Genomic DNA, 20,073 nt, shown 5'->3' on the forward strand with positions numbered 1-20,073 from the left:
TAATGATATTTTCGATGCCGTTCCCCTTCACCGGTTTCATTCTGTATCTGCAGGTGGTTGTGGATCGCATTGTCTACAGCTTATTATAAGAAGGGTCTTTGTACAGTACGATCAATCTTTCTGCTGCGGGCAATGAATAATAACCCCATACCCTGAATTCCAGGATGCCGGTGGATTCCACATTGTTTTTCATCACCACACGCAAACGGCTGGTATTGAGGCCGTTCAAAGGAACCTGATTGAACGCATCTTTTACCAGCGGCACATCTGCTACCCGTACCCAACCACTGTCATTCCGGTATTCAAGGTACGCCGTGGTGGGTGTGCGTACGCCTCCACCATCGTCGAACCAGTAAATGTCCACTTTATCAATCACGCTATTGGCCGGCCATTCGTAGGCTACCCATTGCAGTGAATCAGGGTTATACCAGTTGCCATAAGCGCCGTTGCTTTTATCGTTGGAATGTAACGGTGTAAACCCGTCGTTTACGGCGCCAAGCGTTTCCCAGGGAGATACATAAGAGGTAGAGGCCGTGGCCAGCATGGCCAGGTTTTCCGTTACCGTACTGATCTTCACAACAGTACTATATGCGCTGCTTCCGGAAATAAACACCTGCCGCAATCTATAATAACTGTTGCCGCTATTGCTGGCATGAGTAGTCCGGTAACGCTGTGCCAGGTTCTTTGCCACAGTTGCCACCCTGATGAAATGAATGCTGTCGGTACCATATTCCAGTTCATAATGTGCTATGAGGTCATCGGCCATCGTTTCCCATTGTAATTGATTGGCCCCATCTGTTCGGGTACCGGCAAAGGACAACAGTTTGTAACCAGGGGCCGGCAGGGCTGAATCGGAACCCCATACCCGCCATTCTATGATGCCTGTTGATTGAATATTGCTGCGCATCAACAACCTGATCTTATTGGTACGTATGCCACCCGGAAAAACGGTATTGAATACATCGCGCTGTACGGGAACCGGACCAAGAGAAACCCACGCATTGTCTTTCCAGTATTCGGCATAGGCCGTATCCGGAATACGCACCCCTGTATTATCATCAAACCAATATACCTCCGTTTTATTGATCAGGTACGATTGTGGCCATTCATACTGTACCCATTGAAAAGAATTTGGATTATTCCAGTTTCCATATACACCATGCCCCCGGTCGCCGGAGCCTGCAGGTGTAAAGCCGTCTTTGATAGCCGCCAACGACTCCCAGGGCGATACATATGAAGTAGCTGGCGTCGCGGTCAGGGCAAGGTTTTGTAGAAACTCAGCCGGAACACATTCAGGCGATCCACTGATGGCCATTGCCTCATTGGAGAACAATGCATAAGCAGGATTGACATCGATATTGGAAACATCGGCAGCTCCCTTGCCATCGCATGCTGCACGGCCATTGTTGAAATGGGGTGTTTGCAGGTATACACCGGAGGTGCTACAACTGCCTGTTTCCGCATCGCCTCCTACCACTACGCCGCTGCCCAGGGTTACACCCCATTCCAACGCATTGTGTTTCGCTACCACATTGCCCGATAGGGTGCAATAGTTTAGGATGGCATTATCCGTTACCTGCACGCTGCCACTCAGCGTACCACCAAACACATGGCCGTTACCGCTTACCACTACGTCGTTGCTCAACACGGCGTTTTCAACCCAGGCAGTGCCTTCCACCCGTACATTACCAGTAAGCCTGGCAGCGCCTCGTACAATGGCCTTTGGCCCTACATACACAGAAGCATCCACTGTAGCGCTATTGCTTACCCAGCCGCCACCATTGGCATGGATATGACCTGCCGATCTGAACTCATCTCGGAAACCGGCCTGGTAGCCTTCGGGCGCCGCATTGACAATGCTTATTTCGTAAGGGAATCTTTTTATTTTGGGGAATCCCGCCTCCCATACATAGGTGGTATGTGATGAGGGCGCTCCCGACACCACGAGGTAAAGTAGCGTTTCATCTTCCTTCATGGCAAATGTCACTTCCGCCTCCGATGCAGAATAAGAAGCGCTATAGCGTGCTGTTGTACCATCTGTCTTCACCGCTACAAAGCCATACCGCCAGCCGGCGCCGGCCGTTTCTGCATGGCCCCTGAACTTCACTTTCACTATCCTGTTTGCACAAGTGGGATGCAATGGAATGATGTTGTATCCATAATCCTGCGGCGCCTGGTAATCCGGCACCACGTACCGGGGCAGCGAGTCATTCACACGTTTCAATAAAGTGTATTGCCGCCACAGGTAATGAGGCTCTGCATTCTGCAGGCGGCGACGTTCGGCCCGTATATAAGCACCGGTACCCAACACGGTATGATCGGCAATGACATCGCGCTTAGCATATTCCCATATGAAGTCATTCAACTGGCTTTGTGTCCAGCCTTTCAGCCGGCGATAGGTTATCAGCGGATGTTCATTGGCCGCCGACTCGTGCCAGAGGCGGCTCACCATGCCAAGGCTGTCGAGCTCCTGTATCGTGAGCAGCAGATTGAATGCACAATAGTGGTGACGAGTGGAAGAATACTGGAAGCTGCGTGTAGCCATCCACCGGGGTACATCTTCTTTGGCAAACTGTGGATATACCTGCAGCCGCATGAAATTGGCATGTGTTTCCCAGAACGAACCGGTAGACTGGTTCCTGAAGCCTCCTGCCTTATTGCGGTCGATGTTGTTCTGTCCCTGAAGCGAATGCGTAAGCTCATGACTAAGCACAGCTCCGTCACGTACTGCATTCGGATGAACCCACATGGCCCCGATCACATCATCATAGCTACTGCCAAAGGCCCAGCCTGTAGGGCCTCCCGGCGGCCAGGTATCGTTGATGACAATAATGATCTTGTACTTACCGAGATTGGTGGAAGTATCCTCATTACAGAACCGGATCTCATGAACAAATTTGTCGTAGAGCTTTTCCAGCGTATCCAGTACATGGGCAGGCGTGAACCGGAGGTTGGGATCGGAATAGATTTCCGGATGCTCCCCTACTACCGGTCCCCAAAAGCATACAAAGTTTTCCGATTGTACCGAACGGCTGTACGACCATGTGCTGAGGGCGGGGTCTGTTAGAAATACCCCGGGAATGTACACCTGCTTTTGGGCGCTTGCATGGAGCGCAAGACATAGAAATACAAGTGCGTAGAGGTAGCGCATAAGATAAAGTTTAACTGGAATGAATGGGCAATACAACAACGCACACCGGAGGTGTGTTACAATAAACGATGTGAAAAGTTGGTCATCACGTAACGAAATGAAGATAACGAAAGATGTGATTATAAGAATGCCTGATATTAACTAAAAACATCTGGAAGTTAACCTGTTTGCCATAGTATTACTATGTGCATAACACTAAAAACTAAAATTATTATTAATTATTTCCTCAATCATGTCCTTTGTCAAAGGTTTGTTTTTGTACATATACACTTCTTTAATTCCTTTGGCTTTTAATTCATCGTCGGGATTAAGCGATGTAGTAAGCATTACAATGATTATTCTTTCAGCTTTCAGGTTTTCGAGCTTCTTGAATTCTATAAGAAATTCCCAGCCATCCATAGCCGGCATGTTGATATCCAAAAAGATAACGTCAGGGATGAAACTATTATTTAAGTTATTTTTGTTGTTGCTTAGGATCCGTAAGGCTTCTGTACCTCCATTAGCAACATGAATAACTTCTACCCGCCCTGAACTTTGTAAAATCTTTTTATTAATGAAATTTGTTGGCTCGTCATCATCAATAAGCAAAACAGAATTGATCTTTCTCATTCTTTTTCCTTTTCAGAAATAGTAAATTGAAAATTACTTCCCTTATCCAGTTGTGATTCCACCCATATTTTTCCTCCATGTAATTCCACTATCTTTTTACAATGTGACAATCCTATGCCTGAGCCCTCATACTGCGTTCGATTGTGCAATCGTTGGAAAATGATAAATATTCTTTCCTGATGTTGCTGCTCTATTCCTATTCCATTGTCTCTGAAAGAGAAACTCCATCCACCGGGTATTTTTTGGGAAGAAATTGTTATTACTGGCGGAGCATTATCCCTGTGAAATTTTATAGAATTACTGATCAGGTTTTGAAAGAGTTGCTTAATTTCTGTTGGATAACCGTTCACAACCGGCAAGGCTTCTGTGACAGAAATTTTTGCATTGGCTTCTTCAATAGCGCTGCTCAAATCAGCCATTACCTGGGAAAGTACCGTATTGCAATCCACTTCATGTAATACCCTCATTCTGCCTATCCTTGAATAATCCAGCAGGTCCTTAATAAGTGTCTGCATCCGGTCCGCAGCATGGAAAATATAGTCCAGATAACTATCAGCAATGTCATCCATTTTCCTATAATACTCTTCCTTAAGGAAACCAACAAAGCTGGATATGGTCCTCAGCGGTTCCTGCAAATCATGAGACGCCACATACGCGAATTGTTCAAGCTCTTTATTTTTTGTTTCCAGTTCTTCTGTTCTTTGATGAACTTTCTTTTCAAGATTAATATTTATCTCTTTTATCTGATTCTCCAGTTTCTTTTTTTCCGAAATATCCCTGACAGCTGCCGATACGAGTAAACCATCTTCGGTTTCTAAAGGGCTCAGGCTTATTTCAACAGGAAATTCTTTACCGCTTTTATCTCTTCCATGCAAATCGAACCCTTCCCCCATCTTCCTTGCTTTGGGGTTCTTGAAATAATTAACACGGTGAACCTGATGAATCGAATTATAACGAACGGGCATTAATAGTTCTATATTATAACCGATCATTTCAACCCGGTTATATCCAAACATTTTTTCGGTTTGCGCATTCACTAACTGAATGGAACCCGACTCATTTACAATGATGATTGCATCCGGAGCAGACTCCAACAAATTTCTGAATTTTTCTTCTGCCTTTTTTCGTTGTGAAATATCCCTTATTGCTGCAGACACCAGTAGCCCTTCTTCGGTTTCCAGTGGGCTTAAACTGATTTCAACGGGAAACTCAGCGCCCGTTTTGTGCCTGCCAAACAACTCCTGTCCTTCCCCCATCGTTCTGGCCTTTGCGTTTTCAAAAAAATTCTTCCTGTGGCCCTTATGTCTGCTTACAAAACGATCGGGGATCAACATTTCCACATCCTGTCCCAACAATTCATTTTTAGCATAACCGAATAGTTTTTCTGTTTGCGCGTTGACAAGAATTATTTGTCCATAGGCGTTTACGATCACCATAGCATCGGGAGCCGTTTCCAATAGGGCTTGAGCCTTACTTTCCAAGGTTTTACGATGCATTACTTTTCTTTCAATAACAGAAATGCCAATTATCCTTCCAGAATTGTCCCGAATGGCAGAGTAAGAAGCCGATACTTTTATAAGCGATTTATTTTGTGTGACCCTTTCTGTTTCAAAGGGGGCAGATTGTTCCCCAAACAAAAGATTATCTCTTATATTTTCAAATTCTTTCTGCCTCACCTCAGGCAATAATATTATGTATTGGCTTCCAACGATATTTTCCGGCAGGTAGCCATAAAATTTCTCTACACATGAGTTGCATTGCAGTATTTTACCCGAAAGATCAATGGCAAATATAGCATCATTCGCATGTTGCAGTAAGGATGACCACATGGAGTTTCATTTATAAATATTTAACGTTGCTACAAGCTTACAACCTTTTCCAGGTGCCGATTCAATTTTTACTTCTCCATCATATAAACTCACCCTGCTATTCATATTTGTAATTCCAACACCTTTTCGGTGAAGCTTTGTATCAAACCCCTTACCATTATCATTTATTAATAATATAATCAGGGTTCCTTCTTTCTTTAACTCAATGTTGACTGAACTGGCATTCGCATGTTTTAAAATATTGGTCAGCTGTTCCTGTATAATTCTGTATATGGCAATCTTTACATCTTTATCTATTTTCTTTTCAGGGAAACAATTCATGCAAAATGATATTTTTATTTTTTTTACCAGAACAATGTTTGCGATCATTTCATTGACGGCTTTTTTCAGCCCTATTTCACTGATATCGCTTACAATAAGTGTTCTTGAAAGTTCCCTGATCTCCTTCATAACAAGCTCTATAACATGCATGCTTTTGTTGATCAGTTGATCTCTTACTTCCATATTGGCCAGGGAATGTTCCAGATTGAGTGCTACAGTAGCAAGCATTTGGTTAATATTATCGTGTAACTCGGCTCCAAGGTGCGCCCGATCGCTTTCCAGCGCCTTTAACACCGCTGCTGTTATATTCTTTTGCTCTGCTTTTTTCTGATCTTCTAATTTTTTCTGTAATTTAATTTCTTCTGTTACATCATGTACTTGCGCCTGTGAAGCAACTTTTCCCCAATAATTAATTGGCGAAAAAGCTATTTCAACGATCATTATATCATCATTCTTCTTTTTATGTTGCCATAACTTAACCTGTCCTTCTTTGTTGTCGATTATTGGACTTATAGCTTTGCGCCTGTCTTCCGGCGCCCTTATGTCTATAAGCGTCATTGTTAAAAATTCTTCCCGCCCATAGCCGTAGCATTTTATAGCGGCATCGTTTACTTCAAGGAATTTCAAACTAAAAGGGTCATAAATCAATGAAGGAAAAATGTTCTGATAAAACATCTGTTTATATTTTTCCTCACTAACCAGCAATGCTTCTTCTGCCTTTTTTCTTTCAAGGCTATACTGAATAGCGCGGGATAAAAGATCACTGTTGAAGTTTCCCTTCACAAGATAGTCCTGTGCGCCCTGCTTCAATGCTTCGAGCGCAGTGCCGGTATCGTTAAAACCAGTGAGTATAATAACGGGAATTTCTTTGACAAAGGACTTTATGCCTAAATAGGTGTCAATACCAATACTGTCAGGAAGGCTTAAATCAAGCAAGGCGATATGAAAATGTTGTTTTACTAACGCCTCTTTGGCTTCCACTACCTTATCTGTTGTGAATAACCTATTTACCTGAAGAGAGGATGCATTAAGCATTTTCTTCAATATATAAATATCGGCGGGATTATCTTCTACAAGAAGAATGTCGATGTTATTAGCAGCATACATGCCCAATAGATGATTTGTGCATTTATTTATTTACAAGCTGCTACTAATCAAATAATTTATATGGAGTTGCTTAGAAAGTAATTATTCTAAGATACTGAATTTATGTAATATAAAGTGCCGTGTTTTCCCCCATGTCGTTTAGTTAAGCAAAAAAGGGTGTTTTTCACGTATGAGTTCAATTGAGTCGCTATAAATAAGGGCCATCCCTGAGACGCCAACGGCCGGGAAAGAACGTTCAGCTGTAACCGCTTGCTACCTTTCAGTCATTTTATAATCAGCATACTTAGAATAGGAAGAACAGGTTTACAATGAGCAATGGACAGCTTCTTTAAGGAAATTGAGAATGAAGCGGAGCCGGCCCTTTTATAAAAATTACTTTCGTTGTTTTTTACGTTTCTTTACAGCAAAATCTGTAAGGTATGTATGCGCATTAGAAAATATTTCATTATCCCTGCCACTCATAATGGCAGAGGTGCCTCCCGAAATGCAGTGGTGGCCAAAGCATAGTGCCTCCGAATAGCCATCATCGACGGGGTATATGCTTACTTTCGACTTTATTGTATTCACTTTCAGTTCATGCATCTTTTTTAAGATTTCTGCACGGTTGGCTTCAGTCATCGAAAATACGCCTGTTTTGGGGGCATTCATTCTCTGGTATACCATGTACCTGCACGAATCGTAGGAAATTTTTAATTCGGTTCTGCTTCCATCCATACTGCCACTAAAGGAATAGCTGATAGTAAAATCTTTTGTCCAGGTTTGGGGTAATTCAAACTCGTTCATAGGTACATTATTAATAGGAAGGTGATTTAAAACGATGAGCAGGTAGGGTACAAAAAAATTCATCATAAAACGTTCTTTTTTATTGTGATACTATTTAGGATGCAGCCATTGGCTAAAATGCATAAACGTGCAGTATAATTTTGATTTGCTGCAGCCAGTACGGAAAAGTAAGTTCGATCGCTGTAGTAAAAAAACGATGACCATAGAGCACTGCTTAACGGCCTGGTGTTCTGGCCAGACCTCATTGATTCAAATGATATTTTATGGGATCAAATTTATATTCCACAATCAATTGCAGGAACTTTTTTTCGTCAATAATTTTAAGGTTATCTTTTTTCCTGGCCCGTTCCAATTTTGATCCGGGGTCTTTGCCCGTAACCAGATAATTTACCTTCGATGAAATATTCCCAACAGTTCGTCCGCCCAGATGTTCCACAATATCCCTGGCTTCATCACGGCTATATTTTTTCAATTCGCCTGTGAATGCAAAAATAATCCCCGTTAGGTTTTATGGAGCCCAGGTTGCAGGCTTCGTACGGCAACAATGGCACCTCTCCGCAGGTATTTGTAGCTTCTATTTGCCCACAATTTTTTAAATCAATTTGCATACAAATCATTGCAAAACCAATGACCTGCATCTATTCTGTATATGATTTGCATTTTTTGCGGGTTATTATTCCCATTGACCCCCATCATCATGACTAACACTAATAGATATCATCAACCGGCGTACGGTAAGAAAGCGGTAATATTCCACTCATAATCTGATGGCCTGCGGTGACTTACACTGATACCCGTAAAACCTGACGAGGCTCATTGAACAGGTTCGGTAAATAACGTAATTTGCAAATCAATTGATGCTAGATGCGTAGTTAATAAATTATTCCAATAACTCCACTGTCCGGGCGCCCGCCAACACACTGTAATTCAGTTTAATTGTCCTTATAGGAGATCAAATCGGGAAATGCGATGATAATGATTAATAATTCTTCAATTAGCTGACCATGAACATCGGAACAACAGCATTACGGACGAAGAGGTCTGTAACGCTGTTTAATAACTTTCCTTATGAAGACAGCCGGTGCTTCCATTATTAATAAATCTTAAAAATCACATTATACGGAACCTGCTACTTTGAAGAAAGTCAATCCTTCCCGGCCGGCAATCAGGTTAATGTTTATTAATTCTTTAAATAAACTGATTATGAAAAAGTTTACGCATTTATGTAAACCTTTGTTTCTGTTAACATTTATTCTTCTATACACTTCCACTATCGCCCAGTTTAAAGAAGAATGGGTGGCCATGGACATTCTTGGAAATGATATAGCCACTGATAACAAAGGCAATGTGTATGTAGCAGGACTTTTGGCAGGCGCAGGAACCGGCAGCGATTTTGCCACCGTAAAGTATAATGCAAATGGAGTGATGCAGTGGTTATCGGTATACAATGGCCCCGGAAACAGCGACGACCAGGCACTTTCCCTGGCCGTGGACAAGGATGGCAATGTGTTTGTTACAGGAGAGAGCCAGGGCAGCGGAACCGGATATGATTTTGCCACCATCAGGTACAATGCAAACGGAGTACAGCTGTGGGTGGCCCGGTACAACGGCCCTGGCAATGGAAATGATGGCATATCAAATTTTGTCAGGCCTTCTGTTCCTCAACGGTTAGCCGTGGACGGTTTTGGCAATGTGTATGTGACCGGACCGAGTACGGGCGCAGGAACCGGTTATGATTATGCCACGATCAAATACAATTCAAACGGAGCGCAACAGTGGGTGGCCAGGTACAATGGTGCGGCCAATAGTACCGATGCAGCAAATGCCCTTGCTGTAGACAAGTATGGCAATGTATATGTAACTGGATTTAGTGAGGGCATTGGGACCGGTAATGACTACGCCACTATCAGGTACAATGCTAACGGAACGCAGCAGTGGGTAACACGGTACAACGGTCCTGTAAATGATTTAGATGAAGCAAGAAGCATAGCTGTAGACGTCAATGGCAATGTGTACGTGACAGGAAGGTCAGCCAGGGGCTATTATGAAGACGGCGATATAATACGCCCTGTATCCAACTATCACACCGTAAAGTATAATACAGCAGGTGTACAACAGTGGGAAGCGCTATACGATGTTCTTCCTGAATCTCACCCAAAAGCGCTTGCCCTGGATGCCCTGGGCAATGTGTATGTAACAGGACAAAGCGGAGGAAACACTGACGAAGAAGACTATGCTACCGTTAAATACAATACAAATGGTGACGAGCAGTGGGCGGCGAGGTATACCAGCACCGACTTTGACCATCGTGCATTTGACCTTGCGCTGGACGGCTCAGGCAACGTGTATGTAACCGGGCAGAGTGACGAGAACTATGTAACAGTAAAATATAACACAAATGGTGAGCAGCAGTGGGTAGCAAAAGGTAATGACCTGGGTTTTGGCGCTGTAGCTTTTTCCATTGCCGTGGATGCTTTAAGAAATGTATATGTGACGGGGCACCCTGCAACCATCAAATACTCCCAAACCCTGCCTGTCTGCGGCAACAAGGGCGATAAAGTTCTGGTCTGCCATAAAGGCGGTACAATTTGCATACCCGGTTCCGCTGCTATGGCCCATATCAACCATGGCGATCAATTGGGCGGTTGCGCCGAACAAGTTGCCAGGATTGCCACCGGTCCTTCAGCAGGGATCAATGATTTACCGGCACGTTTCCGGGTTGCTGTTGCGCCGAACCCGGCCGGCGGTATAACTAAAATATCTTACGAATTGCCGGTTGCCGGCCATGTCACCATAAAAGTGTTTGACATCGTTGGCAGACAAATAACAACGCTCGCGGATGCACACAAACCGGCAGGTTCGCACAATATCAACTTAAATGTAACTGCATTAATGAACGGCATGTATTATTTCCGGATAACAGTAAAATCGGCCAAAACAAGCTGGAGTGAAACCGGTAAAATAAATGTGCTGAGATAGCTGGCTTATAATGCCGGTCCCAAAGCCCCGAAAAATGGGTGAAACGGCAAAATGGCGATGTCAATCACAGCTCAGATATTGCACATAGCCTGGCGGTGGACCATAAAGGTAATATTATAGTTACGGGGGTTTCGGCCGGCGATTCCAAAAAGCCAGAGAAAAAGGAAACTACTGTTATAGCGGCCAATGCGGAAATACTGTAAGGTGAAATTCATTTTTAGTGTTTAAGCCTTTTCTATTCGAACTGCGGTGATCTTATATTCCGGCGTTTGCACATAATTATCCCTAAGCGAAGAGGTTAGTTTATTGATAAAAACGAGATTGTTACTGAACGGGCTAAATGCCTCTCCCTTTCTGATGGCCGCATCTGTGTAAACCGGCAATATGGTTTCGCCATATTTGCTGATAACACGTGCATTATCCCCATCTTTTAAACCAAAAGCAGCTGCGTCTTCCGGGTTCACATGAAGCAAATCTGTATGACATATGTCTTTAATGGCTGTACGGTAAGTCATAGTTCCGGCATTGAAATGATATAGTTCCCTGCCAGTAACCAGTATAACCGGATATTCAGTGGTAGCCTGTTCAGGAGTTGGTATAAAATCAATGGCCGATAATTTCGCTTTGCCTCCTTCGCGCGGAAAAGATTCTGTGTGAAGGATAGTTGTTCCGTGATGCCTGGTTGTTGGGCAAGGCCATTGTATACCGCCATTTTCGAGCCGGTCGTACGTTATTCCATATACGGCTGCCCATGTTGATCTTATTTCATTCCAGATATCCTGTGCTGTTGAAAAGTTGAATAATTCACGCCTGCCCATAGCAACCGCCATATTGCATACAATCTCCCAATCGGGCTTTACGTTGGGTGGAACCGGAATTATTTTTCTCACCTTTTGTATTCTTCTTTCGGCATTCATGAAGGTCCCCTCCCGCTCAAATGATGATGCACAGGGCAGAAAAACGTCGGCGAATTTTTCGGCCGTTTCGTTCATAAACATATCCTGCACAATAACAAAATCAAGTTTTTCAAAAGCATGTTTTGTATGATTGGCGTCGGGCATGGTAAAGAATACATCATACCCTGTAATCCACATAGCTTTTAAGCGGCCTGAGGATGCAGCTTCCAGCATTTCAGGCAGGTTTAACCCTTTTCCGGCAGTCAGTGTTGTTTTCCATATACCTTCAAATCTTTGCCGTTCCGTTCTCACAGATGCCATGCCTGTAAATACCGATGGATCGCAACCCATGGCAGCCGCCCCCTGAACATTATTTTGTCCCCGCAAAGGATTAATGCCTGTTCCCGGCTTGCCTATATTGCCGGTAAGCAATGCCAGATTCACCAGCGCTATCACATTTTCTGTTCCTTGCGTATGTTCTGTTAACCCAAGCCCATGGAAACAAATGGAAGGTGATTGCTTTGCAAATAACCTGGCAGCTTCACGTATAAGGCGCGGATGAATGCGGCATATTTTCGCTGCTTTTTCCGGAGTCCATTCACTGATAAAATTTTTAAATAGCTCCCACCCTTCCGTTCTGTTGTTAACAAATGCTTTGTCATACAAATTTTCAGTTACAATAACATTTGCCATTGCATTGAATAAAGGGATATTAGTGCCTGGTTTTAGTTGAAAGTGGCACGTTGCATATTTTGCCAGTTCGGTTTTGCGGGGATCAATTACAATCAGGTTTGCGCCTTTTAAAACGGCCTGTTTTATTCTGGCGCCAATTACCGGGTGACTGCCTGTTGTATTGGCGCCTGCCAAAAGTATCGTTGTTGCTTCATCAACATCATCAAATGAATTAGTAGCTGCACCTGTTCCCAGCACCATGCTCATGGCTTTGGCGGTTGGCTGGTGACATACCCTGGCGCAATTATCTACATTATTGGTTCCAATAACCGTTCGAGCAAATTTTTGAATACAGTAATTGTCTTCATTGGTTGCCCTGGCCGATCCGATAATACCTATACTATCGGGGCCATGTTCCTGCGATATCGACTTCAATTTTTGCGCACAAAATTCAATTGCCTGGTTCCAGGTTACTGTTTCCCATTGGTTTTGCCGCCGTATCATTGGTTGTGTTATCCTGTCGTTTGCATACACATATTCCCAGGCATAACGGCCTTTTACACAAAGATGTCCTTTATTAACCGGGGCATTTTGTACCGGATGAATTCCAACAATTTTCTGATCTTTTACGCCAGCATTTATTTCACAGCCCACTCCGCAATACGCACAAACAGACCGAACTGTTTTCTCGGGCACACCAAACGCTATTGCCTGTTTGTCTTCAATAGCCCCTGTTGGACAGGAATCGGCACAGGCGCCGCAACTTACACATGAACTTTCTGCAAACCGTCCCTTAGAATCGGAAATGATTTTTGATTCTTCGCCACGATCTATAACATGCCAAACAAACTGCCCTTGTAATGCATTACAGATCCTGACGCAACGGAAACAATTAATGCAACGCGACATATCAACCTGTATATACGGGTGCGAGCCATCAATAACTGAAGATGTTTTATTTTCCATTTCCTTTGTTAAACCGTAATAATTTACCCACCGGTGAAATTCTTTTTGCGGGTATTTTATTACTTCATTCAAAGGATAATCCTTTGTCAGCATTTGTATTATGCCTTTCCGGTATTTTTCAATTTCGGCCAAATGTGTTTCTATTATCATACCAGTGGCAAGCAGTGTGCGGCATGAAGGTTGCAAACGATCGACGCCACTTATTTTCACCAGGCATAAACGGCAAACAGATGCAGGATGCAGGCGCTCGTCGTGGCAAAGGGCCGGCACTTCGATATTAATTTGCTTCAACAGGTTTAGTATTGTTTGCCCTTCCTCAAAGGAATAATCTTTATTATTTATGGTAACCTGGTTCACTTGTTTTTTGCATTATATAATTAACCAGATTTCGCAGCGTAGTAATTTTTCCGTAATCCTCTTCAGGTGTATCAATGCCAAAGTGTTCATCCAATGCCACTACAAATTGCAATGCATCAAAGGAATCTATTTCAAGCGTATGCCTGATATCATCATCAGGCTGCAGATTCGCCGGTTCGGTATCGGGAGCAATTTTTTTTAATAATTGCTCCACTACCTGTTTTACTTCGGTTTCGGTCATAACATATCCGGTTTTTGAAGATGATTGTTTATTGCCATCAGCAGCCTGCTGCCGGTAGTTCCATCTGTTGCCCGGTGGTCTGCAGCCAGGGTAACCGTAATTGCGGGTCGCACATCAAGCATACCATGTTCTGTCCATGGTTGTTCCATGATACAGCCAAACCCAACAAGAGCTACCTGGGGCGGATAAATGACGCCATATACCAGCTCTACATTTCCTTCCCCCAGGCTTGTAATAGTGATGGTAGATTCACTTAATTCAGAACTTTTTAGTTTCATCGCCCTTGTCCTGGGAATGATATCATTTAATGCCTGCATTAATTCATCCGGCGTTTTTTTATCGGCATTATGAATGGCCGGAATCATTACACCGCCTGTACGCAACGAAATTGCAAAACCAATATTGATATCGCTTTTTTGTTGAAAACCATTTTGCCAGTATCCATTTAACTCCGGTACCTCAGTTAATGCTTTTGCCACTGCCTTTATTAAAAGCACCACCGGCAGCAACCGTTGTTTAATGGTACGCGTTTTGTTTGCTTCGGCCAGCCACGCCAAAGCATGGCTCATATCTATTTTTGTTTGCAGATAATAATGCGGTATTTCTCTGTTCGATTTGCTCATGGCGGCTGCTACCGCCATGCGAATATTTTCTGTGGCGGTTGGTTTCTTTTCAGCAGGCAACAACTCTTTGGGGGCAATGGCTTTTTCAACATCCTCTTTTGTAATAACGCCTCCCTCACCGGTTCCTTTTATTGTGGTCAAATCAATGCCTTTTTCAACTGCTATGCGCCTGGCAAGAGGCGAAGCTTTAACTGTGCGGGGTATTGTAACCGGCGTAATTTTTTCAATGACTTTTTCTTTTACCGCTTCCTTTTCCAATATGGGAAGCGCTGGTTTTATTGCTTCTTCTTTTCCGTCGGCAATCAGCGCCATGAGGGTACCTACCGGAACCTTTTCGTCTTCTTTGATCAATAACCGGTTAATAAAGCCTTCCTCAAATACTTCGATATCAATAAGACCTTTCTGCGTTTCTACAATAGCAATAATATCTCCCCGCTTTACTTTATCCCCGGGTTTTACCAGCCATTCGCGAAGCGTACCGGCTTCCATATCGGCGCCCAGACTGGGCATGTTAAACTCTATCATGCTGCAACATTCTTTTTACCATACTTACAATATCTTCTTTCTGCGGCAGGGAAGCATCTTCGAGGTGTTTTGGATAGGGCATCGGCACTTCTGCTCCACACAACCGTTGCACAGGTGCATCCAGTTCATAAAAAATATTTTCCATAATACAGGCACTTACTTCTGCTGCAACATTAACCGAGCCCCATGCTTCTTCTACCAGCAGGGCCCGATGTGTTTTTCTGACCGAAGTAAAAATAGTTTCAGTGTCCAGTGGCCGCAACACACGCAAATCAACCACTTCGGCATCTATACCCAATGGTATCAGTTCTTTTGCAGCATCCAATGCTTTATATACTCCGGCGCCATAGGTGATAATGGAAATATCTTTTCCTTCTTTTCTAACGGTGGCATTGGTACTATTTACAATGCCGGCGTTTGCCGGTATTTCACCCTCCATGTTTAACATGGCCGTATATTCAAAAATGATAACCGGGTCGGCGCTTTGCAATGCCATAAGCAACATGCCCCGGGCATCTTCATGTGTACCCACTGACAATACTTTCAAACCAGGAATGTGAGCAAATAAAGGCTCCCAGCTGTGCGAATGTTGCGCGGCTAATTGTTTACCGGTGCCGCAACTCATTCGTATTATAACGGGTACATTTAGCTGGCCACCCGACATATGCAGTAAGGTGGCTGCATTATTAACGATCTGGTCCATAGCCAGCAAACTGAAGTTCACTGTCATTACTTCTACAATGGGATGCATGCCACCTAAAGCGGCGCCAATGCCGGCGCCAACAAACCCTGTTTCTGATAAGGGAACGTCCATGATCCGTTCGTGGCCAAATTCCTGTAATAACCCCTTACTAACTGCAAAAGCACCACCGTAACGGCCTACATCTTCCCCCATCAAAAAAACTTTTTCATCTTTTTGCAAGGCATCGCGCAAAGCCAGTTTCAACGCTTCGCGATAAGTGATTTTTATGGTATTATTTTCATCAATCATACCTGTTCTAATTTCAATGTCAGATATTCGCCAATTAAAATAGCTGCGGAGTACGATATTTCTTCTTCTGTTTTAGCATGCACCCCATCCGAACAATGTTTCATAAAATCATCAATATGAACAATTGTAGACATGCTTTTTATTTATTTGGCCCGCTGTATACAAATTTTGTCAATGCTGAAACAGGCTCCCATGTTCCGGCTTCTGCAAAATCAACTGCCTTCTGCACTTCCTGGTCCACCTTTTTCTCCATCTGTTTTATATCATCATCTGTTGTCAACTGCAGGCCCAATAATTGTTTCTGCAAAGCAGGTATTGGATCTTTCTTTTTCCATTCATCCACTTCGCTCTTCTCACGGTATAATTCGGCATCGAACATGGAGTGTGCACGAAACCGGTAGGTATTGCAAACAAGAAAAAAGGGGCGGCCTGTTCTATGTATTTTTTCCACTGCCTCACGTGCAGCTTTTTCTACCTGAAGTACATCCATCCCATTCACAGCTGCAAATTCAATACCATAAGCCGCACCCTTTTTCTCCAGTTCCTGAACCGCATGCGAGTAACGGATAGCTGTTCCCATTGCATAAAGATTATTTTCACATACCATTAGCAAGGGTACGCTCCACAATGCTGCCAGGTTCATGGTTTCGTGAAAAGCGCCTTCTGCCACAGCGCCATCACCGAAAAAACAACAGGTGATATTATTTATTTTCTGTTTTTTGCAGGCAAGCGCCATTCCAACAGCAATTGGTAAATGGCCGGCTACAATAGCGTTGCCGCCATAGAATCTTTTTTCAACATCGAATAAATGCATTGATCCACCCCTTCCCCTGCTGCATCCTTCCATCTTACCATACATTTCAGCCATAATTTTTCCTGCATCAATACCTCGCGCCAGGGCATGGCCATGCTCGCGGTAAGTGCTTAAGATATTATCCTCAGGCGTTAATGCCTGCATTATCCCTACAGCAACAGCTTCCTCGCCTACATATAAATGCAGGAAGCCGCGTATTTTCATTTTGGTGTATAGCTCTGCCGCTTTCTCTTCAAATCGCCTGATCATCATCATCTGATAAAGCAATTCAGAACCGTGTGCACGGTCGATAGTGGTTGCAGCTTGTATGGCGATTGTATTTTCCATTGTTTTATCAGGATTTTTCTAGTGTTGAAATATCTCCTTCGGGTAAACCCAACTCCCTGGCTTTTAGCAGCCGTCGCAATATTTTTCCGCTTCTTGTTTTCGGCAGCTCTTCAATAAAAGAAATTTCCTTTGGCGCAACAGCAGCGCCCAACTTCTGACGGGCGAATGCCAATATATCCAGTTGTACTTTTTCATTTCCGGTAAATCCGTGTTTCAAAACAATAAATGCTTTTACTATTTCGCCAATCACGGGATCGGGTTTGCCAATAACGGCTGCTTCGGCAACTGCCACATGCTCCATTAGTGTGCTCTCCACCTCAAAAGGGCCAACCATGTGCCCGGAAGTTTTAATAATGTCATCTGCACGGCCCACAAACCAATAATATCCATCGGCATCTTTTCTTGCCAGGTCGCCGGTGAAATACCATTCGTTCCTGAAACACTTTTTATACCGGTCTTCATCATGTATATAAGCACGGAACATGGAAGGCCAGTCCTTTTTTAATACAAGGTGCCCCTGTTTCCCCGGCTCTGTGATTATATTAATAGTTGTATCAGTTATTTCGGCAATGGCCGCTTCGGTGCCCGGCAGGGGTTTACCCATAGAGCCAGGCTTTACTTTCATGGAAGGATAATTGGCGATCATAATGCCGCCTGTTTCAGTTTGCCACCAGTTATCAAGAATGGGCATGCCAAAAGTCTTCTCTCCCCACATTACGGCTTCTGCATGTAACGGTTCCCCAACGCTGCAGATCAGTCGCAGGGATTGCAGGTTGTAAATATCACGAGGCTTTATATTCATGCGCATCAGCCGGCGAATAGCCGTAGGCGCAGTATACCATACATTCACCTGTTGCTTTTCCAGAATGGAATACCAGCGAACGGCATCAAATTCCTCTTCATCAACAACATTGGTTACACCACATACCAATGGCGCAATAATTCCATATGAAGTTCCGGTTACCCATCCCGGGTCGGCGGTACACCAGAAAACATCGCCCTTATGGAAATCGAGCACATTTTTGCCGGTCATGTAATGCATGAGCACGGCATTGTGCACATGCAGGGCCCCTTTAGGCATGCCGGTGGTGCCACTGGTAAAATGCAGCAAAGCAGCATCTTCAGGATCTGTAGGCGGTATAGAAAATTCGTCACCGGCTTCTTCCATTAACCGGGGGAACGACAACACATTTTTATCAATGTGCGCTTCTTCATCGGTTATTAAAATATATTGGAGCGAAGGCAATCTGTTTAACAGTTGCTTTACTTTCTTTTCAAATAATGCCCTGGTTGTTACCAGCACTTTTGCTTCTCCCCTGCTTAATCGTTGAAATACAGGTTCAGGGCCAAACACCGGGAACAGCGGACAATATACCGCGGTAGCTTTAAGCGTTCCCAATGCCGCTATATATAATTCAGGGATGCGGCCTGATAATGTAAAAACCTTCTCACCTCTTTTTATTCCTAAATTTACCAGCACATTTGCGAAGCGCGAAGTGAGGTGTTGCAAACTGCTATACGAAAAATCCTGCGTCGTATGGTCTTTACGTATCCATCTCAATGCAATTGTATTTGCCAGCTCACTGTTTGCATGGCGTTCAATTGCTTCATACGCAATGTTCAATCCTTTATTTTCAGGAAGACCGTTAAGCTCCCCCCTTTCCTGCTGCCAGTTGAATGAACGGTAGCACAAATCATAATTCTGCAGGTTGTTTGCAATAACACCCTGCCCGGTTAATAATTCTGCAGCCATCTTTAATAATTGTATACGTAATCTATACTAATAAATGAGCGCGGCAAATGACCCCCATCATAAGGGTAACTGATATTGGCAGTTGAATACTGAACGCTCAATGCAGAACGCGGTTTCCGGGGTTCGGGGTTCCTTGGGATTGTCGCATTTGCCTTTTGCGTTTTGCTGAAAATCATACAGGCTAATGATGGCCATCATTGAAAGCGCCCGGGAACGGCAGATAACTTTGAATAAAGCAATTTATGAAAACGATTCTGGTTGCCACCGATTTCTCCGATGCAGGCCATAATGCTTCCTTATATGCAGCAGACCTGGCAAGAGCATTTAATGCACGGGTAGTATTATTCAATGCTATTGAACAGGCGCCTGTTCCGGTTTCAGAAGTTCCTGTGCTTACATTGCAAGAAATGGGCATCCGTGCTGAACAGCAACTGAAGGATGAAAAACAGTTACTTACTACCGGAAACTGGCTTCCCATTGAAACTGTTTCGAGACCGGGAACTGCAGCCCAGAGCATTCTGCAAGCCGTTAAGGAAGCAAATGCCGATATCATTATTGCCGGCATGAAAAACACAGGTACCGCCATTCGTCGATTTTTTGGCAGCACAGTGACCGCATTGGTAAATAAACTGCCGGTTCCCCTGCTGATTGTACCCGAAGGAATTCCGTTCATAAAAATATCCACAATAGCATTGGCTAATGAAAGCGATGTTGACCCTGATAGCGATCCCCGCCTGCTTGATGCCCTGCGTGAAATAGGAGAAAGATTTCATTCAAAACTTTACCTGGTTCGGGTGGCTGAAAACCAGTTACGGGAAGCATACGGGGTTTTGAATCGTCCGTTAAAGATAAATAAAATGGTACGAACGCTGGATCCGGTGTATGAATGCATTGAAGGGAAAAATATACCTGAGGCTTTGAATAACTTTATTGAAGCGTACAATATTAACCTGCTGGCATTATTACCTCACCAACACACGCTTTTGGAAAGATGGTTTTATAGCAGTGTAACCCGCTCAATGATCTTTAAAAGCCAGATCCCATTGCTGATTATACCTGAACAGCATAAAAGTTCCGTTATTGATTGTGAACCATGGTGATACTGTTAATCAAAACAGTATAATCCTTA

At 43.7% G+C, this 20,073-nt stretch carries 16 protein-coding genes; 3 read left to right on the forward strand and 13 right to left on the reverse strand.

The features are described from left to right. Window positions 1–73 precede the first annotated feature (73 nt). The 6 genes from FAM09_RS16350 to FAM09_RS16375 all read right to left on the reverse strand — a co-directional run bounded on the left by FAM09_RS16350 (window position 74) and on the right by FAM09_RS16375 (window position 8,296). On the reverse strand, window positions 74–3,151 hold the full coding sequence (locus FAM09_RS16350; RefSeq protein WP_136578202.1) for a DUF6055 domain-containing protein: 3,078 nt from the start codon (window positions 3,149–3,151) through the stop codon (window positions 74–76). 195 nt (window positions 3,152–3,346) lie between these two features. Beyond that, window positions 3,347–3,760 carry a response regulator gene (locus FAM09_RS16355; RefSeq protein ID WP_136578203.1) on the reverse strand — a complete coding sequence of 138 codons (414 nt, stop codon included), beginning with the start codon at window positions 3,758–3,760 and terminating at the stop codon, window positions 3,347–3,349. Beyond that, on the reverse strand, window positions 3,757–5,589 hold the full coding sequence (locus FAM09_RS16360; RefSeq protein ID WP_136578204.1) for a PAS domain S-box protein: 1,833 nt from the start codon (window positions 5,587–5,589) through the stop codon (window positions 3,757–3,759). Before FAM09_RS16360 ends, FAM09_RS16355 begins: the two co-directional genes overlap by 4 nt. Before the next feature lie 6 nt (window positions 5,590–5,595). After that, on the reverse strand, window positions 5,596–7,017 hold the full coding sequence (locus FAM09_RS16365; RefSeq protein ID WP_136578205.1) for a hybrid sensor histidine kinase/response regulator: 1,422 nt from the start codon (window positions 7,015–7,017) through the stop codon (window positions 5,596–5,598). Between the two features lie 372 nt (window positions 7,018–7,389). Further along, on the reverse strand, window positions 7,390–7,866 hold the full coding sequence (locus FAM09_RS16370; protein ID WP_136578206.1) for a hypothetical protein: 477 nt from the start codon (window positions 7,864–7,866) through the stop codon (window positions 7,390–7,392). Between the two features lie 175 nt (window positions 7,867–8,041). Beyond that, entirely contained in the window at window positions 8,042–8,296 is a 255-nt protein-coding gene (locus FAM09_RS16375; protein ID WP_136578207.1) for a BRCT domain-containing protein, read from the reverse strand. Window positions 8,297–9,003: 707 nt separating this feature from the next. Here FAM09_RS16375 and FAM09_RS16385 point away from each other — a divergent pair. Both FAM09_RS16385 and FAM09_RS30715 read left to right on the forward strand, forming a co-directional pair. Continuing rightward, window positions 9,004–10,779 carry an SBBP repeat-containing protein gene (locus FAM09_RS16385; RefSeq protein ID WP_166437181.1) on the forward strand — a complete coding sequence of 592 codons (1,776 nt, stop codon included), beginning with the start codon at window positions 9,004–9,006 and terminating at the stop codon, window positions 10,777–10,779. A 38-nt stretch (window positions 10,780–10,817) separates the two neighbouring features. Beyond that, entirely contained in the window at window positions 10,818–10,982 is a 165-nt protein-coding gene (locus FAM09_RS30715; protein WP_153825457.1) for a hypothetical protein, read from the forward strand. 21 nt (window positions 10,983–11,003) lie between these two features. Here FAM09_RS30715 and fdhF read toward each other — a convergent pair whose 3' ends face one another. From fdhF to acsA, 7 genes are read right to left on the reverse strand one after another with little or no spacing between them, the layout of a single operon-like run. Next, window positions 11,004–13,670, reverse strand: coding sequence for a formate dehydrogenase subunit alpha (gene fdhF, locus FAM09_RS16390; RefSeq protein WP_136578210.1), 2,667 nt, complete (start codon window positions 13,668–13,670; stop codon window positions 11,004–11,006). After that, window positions 13,648–13,911 (reverse strand): acyl carrier protein, encoded by a 264-nt coding sequence (locus FAM09_RS16395; RefSeq protein WP_136578211.1) that lies wholly within the window; start codon window positions 13,909–13,911, stop codon window positions 13,648–13,650. Before FAM09_RS16395 ends, fdhF begins: the two co-directional genes overlap by 23 nt. Further along, on the reverse strand, window positions 13,908–15,059 hold the full coding sequence (locus FAM09_RS16400; protein ID WP_136578212.1) for a dihydrolipoamide acetyltransferase family protein: 1,152 nt from the start codon (window positions 15,057–15,059) through the stop codon (window positions 13,908–13,910). The genes FAM09_RS16395 and FAM09_RS16400 overlap by 4 nt, the downstream gene beginning before the upstream one ends. After that, window positions 15,046–16,050: an alpha-ketoacid dehydrogenase subunit beta gene (locus FAM09_RS16405; RefSeq protein ID WP_243751689.1), complete on the reverse strand. Its 1,005-nt coding sequence runs from the start codon at window positions 16,048–16,050 to the stop codon at window positions 15,046–15,048. Before FAM09_RS16405 ends, FAM09_RS16400 begins: the two co-directional genes overlap by 14 nt. Then, complete coding sequence (locus FAM09_RS30915; RefSeq protein ID WP_166437161.1) at window positions 16,047–16,184, reverse strand: hypothetical protein; 138 nt, start codon at window positions 16,182–16,184, stop codon at window positions 16,047–16,049. Before FAM09_RS30915 ends, FAM09_RS16405 begins: the two co-directional genes overlap by 4 nt. A gap of 5 nt (window positions 16,185–16,189) precedes the next feature. Beyond that, window positions 16,190–17,191, reverse strand: a complete 1,002-nt coding sequence (pdhA, locus tag FAM09_RS16410) for a pyruvate dehydrogenase (acetyl-transferring) E1 component subunit alpha (protein ID WP_136578213.1) — start codon at window positions 17,189–17,191, stop codon at window positions 16,190–16,192. 7 nt (window positions 17,192–17,198) lie between these two features. Continuing rightward, window positions 17,199–18,944, reverse strand: coding sequence for an acetate--CoA ligase (gene acsA, locus FAM09_RS16415; protein ID WP_136578214.1), 1,746 nt, complete (start codon window positions 18,942–18,944; stop codon window positions 17,199–17,201). 242 nt (window positions 18,945–19,186) lie between these two features. Here acsA and FAM09_RS16420 point away from each other — a divergent pair, with 242 nt between their 5' ends. Beyond that, window positions 19,187–20,044 carry a universal stress protein gene (locus FAM09_RS16420; protein ID WP_136578215.1) on the forward strand — a complete coding sequence of 286 codons (858 nt, stop codon included), beginning with the start codon at window positions 19,187–19,189 and terminating at the stop codon, window positions 20,042–20,044. Window positions 20,045–20,073: the final 29 nt, after the last annotated feature.

Source organism: Niastella caeni (genome assembly GCF_004834005.1).
Lineage (GTDB): Bacteria > Bacteroidota > Bacteroidia > Chitinophagales > Chitinophagaceae > Niastella > Niastella caeni.

Excerpts from the sequence above, each read along its gene's own strand:
- FAM09_RS16395 (WP_136578211.1), bottom strand. The coding sequence starts at position 13,911 with ATGACCGAAACCGAAGTAAAACAGGTAGTGGAGCAATTATTAAAAAAA.
- acsA (WP_136578214.1), bottom strand. The coding sequence starts at position 18,944 with ATGGCTGCAGAATTATTAACCGGGCAGGGTGTTATTGCAAACAACCTG.
- pdhA (WP_136578213.1), bottom strand. The coding sequence starts at position 17,191 with ATGGAAAATACAATCGCCATACAAGCTGCAACCACTATCGACCGTGCA.
- FAM09_RS16370 (WP_136578206.1), bottom strand. The coding sequence starts at position 7,866 with ATGATGAATTTTTTTGTACCCTACCTGCTCATCGTTTTAAATCACCTT.
- FAM09_RS16385 (WP_166437181.1), top strand. The coding sequence starts at position 9,004 with ATGAAAAAGTTTACGCATTTATGTAAACCTTTGTTTCTGTTAACATTT.
- FAM09_RS16365 (WP_136578205.1), bottom strand. The coding sequence starts at position 7,017 with ATGTATGCTGCTAATAACATCGACATTCTTCTTGTAGAAGATAATCCC.
- FAM09_RS16355 (WP_136578203.1), bottom strand. The coding sequence starts at position 3,760 with ATGAGAAAGATCAATTCTGTTTTGCTTATTGATGATGACGAGCCAACA.
- FAM09_RS30915 (WP_166437161.1), bottom strand. The coding sequence starts at position 16,184 with ATGTCTACAATTGTTCATATTGATGATTTTATGAAACATTGTTCGGAT.
- FAM09_RS16360 (WP_136578204.1), bottom strand. The coding sequence starts at position 5,589 with ATGTGGTCATCCTTACTGCAACATGCGAATGATGCTATATTTGCCATT.
- FAM09_RS16420 (WP_136578215.1), top strand. The coding sequence starts at position 19,187 with ATGAAAACGATTCTGGTTGCCACCGATTTCTCCGATGCAGGCCATAAT.
- FAM09_RS16350 (WP_136578202.1), bottom strand. The coding sequence starts at position 3,151 with ATGCGCTACCTCTACGCACTTGTATTTCTATGTCTTGCGCTCCATGCA.
- FAM09_RS16405 (WP_243751689.1), bottom strand. The coding sequence starts at position 16,050 with ATGATTGATGAAAATAATACCATAAAAATCACTTATCGCGAAGCGTTG.
- FAM09_RS16400 (WP_136578212.1), bottom strand. The coding sequence starts at position 15,059 with ATGATAGAGTTTAACATGCCCAGTCTGGGCGCCGATATGGAAGCCGGT.